Here is a 5,193-nt window from a genome sequence, read left to right on the forward strand (position 1 = left end):
CCCTGGATGCCGAGATCGCGGCTCTGGAGGAGGGTGTGGTCGAACCGCTCGACGACGACCACCTCCTCGAGGAGGCCGAGAACGTCATCCATCTCGCCCGCGAGCTCCCCGCCGACTTCTCGCGCGTGGCGGAGTCGATCGCGGCGATGCAGCGCGACGTCGTCGCGGAGCTCCGACGCGACGTGCGGCCCACCGGCGAGGTGCTGCGCGAGTACCTCGAACGAGGCCGCCAGGTGATGCAGGCGACCCCCGAGGGGCGCGCGTTCCAGGGGGCGCTCCGCCTGATCGGCGACCCCGAGAACATCGACGACCTCACCGACCAACTGCACGCCGTTCTCGCCCAGCCGTTCTCCCGTCTGATGACTCCCGATCAGCGCGGGGAACTGGATGCCATCGCCCGCCGCGTCGAAGCGGGTGTGCAGGAGGTGCTCACCGCCCAACGTCGCGCCTCGCACGTCATCACGGCCCAGGTGCGCACGCACGACCCCATCCGCGACCGGCAGGTCGACGACCTGCTGCGCGGGGTCATGGCCGGCCTTCACCGCTGGAGCCAGACCCGCTCCCCCGGTCGCGTCGAGCCGGTGCGCACCCTGCCGCTGGCCGATGTGGGACACCTGCGTCAGTCCCTCAGCGACGTCCGGCCCGCCGGGGCGCCTGAGCCCCTGGCATCGGACACGTCCGACGTCGAGTTCGTCGATGCCGACACGCGTGCCTGGGGTGGTCCGCACTACGCCGAGCTCGAGGCGTACGTGGCGGGCCTCGGCTCCGGCTTCGACCTCGCCGAAGCGTTCGCGGGGGCGGATGCCGAGACCCGCCGCCCCGTCGACCTCGTGGGTCTGCTCGAGATCGTCCATCGCGGGGGTCTCGTCGAGACCGACGAGGTCTCGATCGTCGAGGCCGTGCGTCCCGATGGCACGACCAGGCGGTTCGCGTTCGGGGCGGTCAGAGCAGGAAGCTCTGCCCCCGCCGACGCCGACCTCAGCGGCACCGACGACCATGTGAGAGAGAGCACTCCCGATGACTGACGTGGACCTGCCGGAACCCGAGACCGGCGACCCGGTGTTCATCGCGCCCGTCGCGATGGAGAACGACCCCGACGCGCTGTTCGCCGGCGACCGTGGCACCCTCGACGCCGAGGTCAGACGCGTGCTGGTGCGGATCCTGCAGCGCCGCTTCCTGCTCGCCGAGTCCTCCCCCGCCGAGTGGAAGCTGCTGCTCGAGCACCAGCAGATGATCGAGTCGCGGCTGAACGACCTGTTCGTCCGGCTCGTCGTCGATCACGCCCGCGGGGTGGCGTACAAGGAGCAGGTGCGCAGCGACGAGGTCGACGTGCCGATCCTGTTGAAGGACGAGGCGTACTCCCGCGCCGAGACGCTCGTGCTCGTCTACCTGCGCACCGTGTTCCAGCGCGAGACGACCGCGGGCACGGCATCCGCCCGCGTCGACGTCGAAGAGGTCGAGCAGACGGTGCTGACGTACTTCGCCGAGACCGACGGTACGCGCGCGAGCCAGCAGCGAGCCGTGCGCACGGCGATCGCCCGCCTGGATCGCGAGGGGATCATCGAGGAGGAGTCCGAGGGCCGGTACCGCATCGGGCCTCTCATCGAAGTCGTGTTGAGCGCGGAGGTCTTGCGGGAGCTTCAGCGCTGGCTCGACGAGCAGACACGGGATGCCGAGACGTCGACACCGCGTGAGCCCGAGGTCGTGGCATCCGGGGCTTCCGAAGGAGACTCACTGTGACCATGCTCGAGACCCTCTTCGGACTCATCCCCGCCGCCTCGCGCGGCCAGCAGTGGGTCGCCGAAGATCTGCAGCTGATCAACTGGGGCGGCTACGACGGCCCGCACCGCGTGCGCTTCGCCCCGACCGCGACGCTGCTGTGCGGCGGGTCGGGCTCGGGCAAGTCGACGCTCATGGACGCGTACGTCGCGCTGATGATGCCGCATACGACCCCCTTCAACGGGGCGTCGAACGGCGCGGTCGTGGGACGCCCGCGCGGGCAGGAGCAGCGCAACATCCTGTCGTACGGCCGCGGCAAGCTCGACGAATCGCGCACCGACGAGGGCACGAAGGTGCGCGTGCTGCGTGGAGACGGCGTCGACACCTGGACGGCGATCGCGATGACGTGGGCCGACCACGACGGGGCGCGGTTCACGGCGGTGCGGGCCTGGTACATCCCCGCCACGGCGCGCACCCTCGACGACGCGGTCAAGGTGCGCGCGACCGTGCACGGCGCGTTCGACCTGCGTCAGCTGGAGCGGGCGGCGCAGAGCCACCTCTCGGATTCCGCGGTGCGAGCGACTGGCCTGGACACCCTCGCGACCGACCGGGAGTTCTCGGCGCGGTTGCACGCGGTGCTCGGGATCGGCGCGGCGGGAGCGGGGACGAAGGCGATGAGCCTTCTCGCCCGCATCCAGGCCGGGCAGCAGATCACCACCGTCGACGACCTGTACAAGCGCATGGTGCTCGAGGAGCCCGAGACCCTCGCGGTGGCCGATGCGGTCGTCTCGCACTTCGACGGTCTCGAGTCCACGCGCACGCGCATGCTCGAGGCGCGTCAGCAGGTGCGGGCTCTGCAGCCCATCCGCGCGATGAAGACGCGCATCGACGAGGCGTCGGAGCGCCTCCGGTTGCTCGACACGCTCGGACGCTTCGGCGACCCGGAGTCGCGAGCGTCGCTGTGGCGCGCGCAGCGGCGGGTCGACCTGCTCGGCGCGGTGGAGGACGAGCTTCGCGAGCGCACGCACGCCACCGACGCGCTCGTGCGCGAGCGACAGGCTCTCGCGGATGCCGCGGAAGCCGAGCGCGAGGGACTCGGCGACGTGCTGCGCGCGGCCGGCGGCGACCGGCTCGACGCGGCCCAGCGCGAACTGCGGGGCCTGGAGCGACGGCTCGCCGGGATGCAGCGCGACCGGGAGAGGTTCGAGGCGGCGCTGGCCGTGCTGTCGGTCGAGGTCACGTCGTCGAAGCAGTTCGCCGCCGTCGTGGACGAGGCCCGCCGCACGCTCGGCGATGTCGACGCCAAGACCGCCGTGCGCGACGCGTTCGTCGCGGCCAGCAGCCGGCACACCGCCGCGCGTCAGCAGCTCGCCTCCCTCGAGGCCGAGCACCGCCGCACGCAGACGCGCGACGACAACATCCCGCAGCGGTTGCACGAGGCGCGGGAGGCGCTGGCCGAGGCTGCCGGTCTCACCGCGGCCGAGCTGCCGTTCGTGGCCGAGCTCGTGGACGTCCGCACCGAGTTCGAGCCGTGGCGCGGGGCGTTCACGCTCGCCCTCGGAGGTTTCGCGACGACGGTTCTCGTGGATGCCGCGCACCTGGCATCCTTCCGCTCCGCGATCGACGGCGTCAGGCTGAGCGAGCGCCTCCGGTTCGAGGGGGTGTCGACGGGACTGCCCGAACGCACCGGTCTCGACCCCGCGACGCTTCCGGGCCGCCTGGAGTACCGCCGCTCCCCCTTCACCGGCTGGTTGCAGGACCGGCTCGAACAGCAGTTCGCGTTCGTGTGCGTGGACAGTGCCCGAGATCTCACGGGGCACCGGCTCGCTCTCACCCTCACCGGCCAGACGAGTCAGGGTTCGCGCGGCGCGCACGGCGGGTCGACGCGCCAGAGCATCCTCGGGTTCTCGTCCCGCGTGCGCCTGAGCGAACTCGGCGAACAGATCGTCACCGTGCGCCGTGACCTGGCGGCCGCCCAGGCCGCGGTCGACGAGGCCGCCGCCGCCCTCGACGCGTTCGACGCGCGGCGCAGCGCCTATGAGAAGATCGCGGATCTGTCATGGGACCAGGTGGACACGGCATCCGTTCAGCGCGAGATCGACCGCTGGAACGAGACGATCGTCGAGATCACCGCGGGAAACCCGCGCATCGCGGAGCTCCAGGAGCAGATCGCCGGGACCCGGGCGCGCGCCGCCCGGCTGCGCGAGGAGATCGGTGCGGCGAAGACCGAGCAGCGGGCCCTCGCCGCGCGCTGGGCCGAGGTCACCGACGACGTGGATGCCGCTCAGCTCCTGATCGAACGGGCCGAGGACACCGAGCTGGTGCTCTCGGCCGACGACGCCGCGTATCTCGACGGGCTCTTCGTGGCGCCTTCCACGGAGGATTCTTCGCCGTCTCAGCGTCTTGCCCGGTTCGACGCGGCTCTCGAGAGCGCGTCTCGTCTGCTGCTCGAAGAGCAGCGCGCCGCGCAGGAGACCTTCGCCGATCAGCGCGAGAGCCTGCGGCGCACGCTCACGGCGTTCACCGACCGGTGGCCGAGCCCCAACCTGCTCGCCGACCCCGACGAGTCGCTCGGCGACTTCGAGCGGATCCTCGCCGACCTGGAGGCCAGCGGTCTGCACGAGCTCGAGGCGGAGTGGAGGGATTCGCTGCTGCGCCTGTCGGGCAACGACCTGACGAGCCTCGATTCGGCGCTGACGCGGGCGCTCCGTGAGATTCGCGAACGGATCGCGCCGATCAACGACATCATGCAGGACCTGCCGTTCTACGACGACGAGCATCGGCTGCAGATCGTGCCCCGCGAGAATCAGTCGGAGGTGCGGCGCCGTTTCCGCCGCGAGCTGCGCGATGTGCGTGCCGCGATCGACGCGGCCTCCTCCGACGAGGAGCGCGAGGCCGTCTACGGCCGCATGGCGCGGCTGATCGGGCGGATCCGTTCGGCGGCTCCCGACTTCGCCGACCTCGTGGATGTGCGAAATCACGTGCGGGTCAGCGCCGAACGCTTCCGCGCCGACACGGGCGAGCACGTGGCTCTGTACGACCACATCGGCGAGAAATCCGGCGGCGAATCGCAGGAGCTGATCGCGTTCATCGTCGGCGCCGCCCTGCGGTACCAGCTCGGGGATGCCGGGTCGGAGCGTCCGCGTTACGCCCCGGTCTTCCTCGACGAGGCGCTCATCAAGGCCGACGCGCACTTCACCAAGCGCGCGATCGGCGCGTGGCGGGGCCTGGGCTTCCAGTTGGTCATCGGCGCCCCGAACGACAAGTACAGCGCGATCGAGCCGCACGTCGACGTCGAGTACGACATCCTCAAGGACACGCGCGGGCGCTCGTGGGCGAAGGCGAAGGTGGGGTTGCCGGCGGGGGCGTGATGCTCGGCGTGGGGACTGTCTGTTATACCCATCTGACGTGGCCGAAGATCTAACGCAGTGTGCACTCGTGCGTCGCAGGATCATCAAACAAAAAACGAGCGAA

General features: G+C 70.9%; 3 protein-coding genes. All 3 read left to right on the forward strand.

Features of this window, described 5'->3' with window-relative positions; genetic code table 11:
* Nucleotides 1-1,025, forward strand: a 1,025-nt coding sequence (locus tag NS220_RS18590) for a DUF3375 family protein (RefSeq protein ID WP_058625444.1), incomplete at its 5' end; no start/stop codon positions are given.
* Nucleotides 1,018-1,740 carry a DUF4194 domain-containing protein gene (locus NS220_RS18595; protein ID WP_058625445.1) on the forward strand — a complete coding sequence of 241 codons (723 nt, stop codon included), beginning with the start codon at nt 1,018-1,020 and terminating at the stop codon, nt 1,738-1,740. The genes NS220_RS18590 and NS220_RS18595, both read left to right, overlap by 8 nt.
* Nucleotides 1,737-5,090, forward strand: a complete 3,354-nt coding sequence (locus tag NS220_RS18600) for an ATP-binding protein (protein ID WP_058625446.1) — start codon at nt 1,737-1,739, stop codon at nt 5,088-5,090. Before NS220_RS18595 ends, NS220_RS18600 begins: the two co-directional genes overlap by 4 nt.
* Nucleotides 5,091-5,193: the final 103 nt, after the last annotated feature.

Source organism: Microbacterium testaceum, from assembly GCF_001476655.1.
Taxonomy (GTDB): Bacteria; Actinomycetota; Actinomycetes; order Actinomycetales; family Microbacteriaceae; genus Microbacterium; species Microbacterium testaceum_C.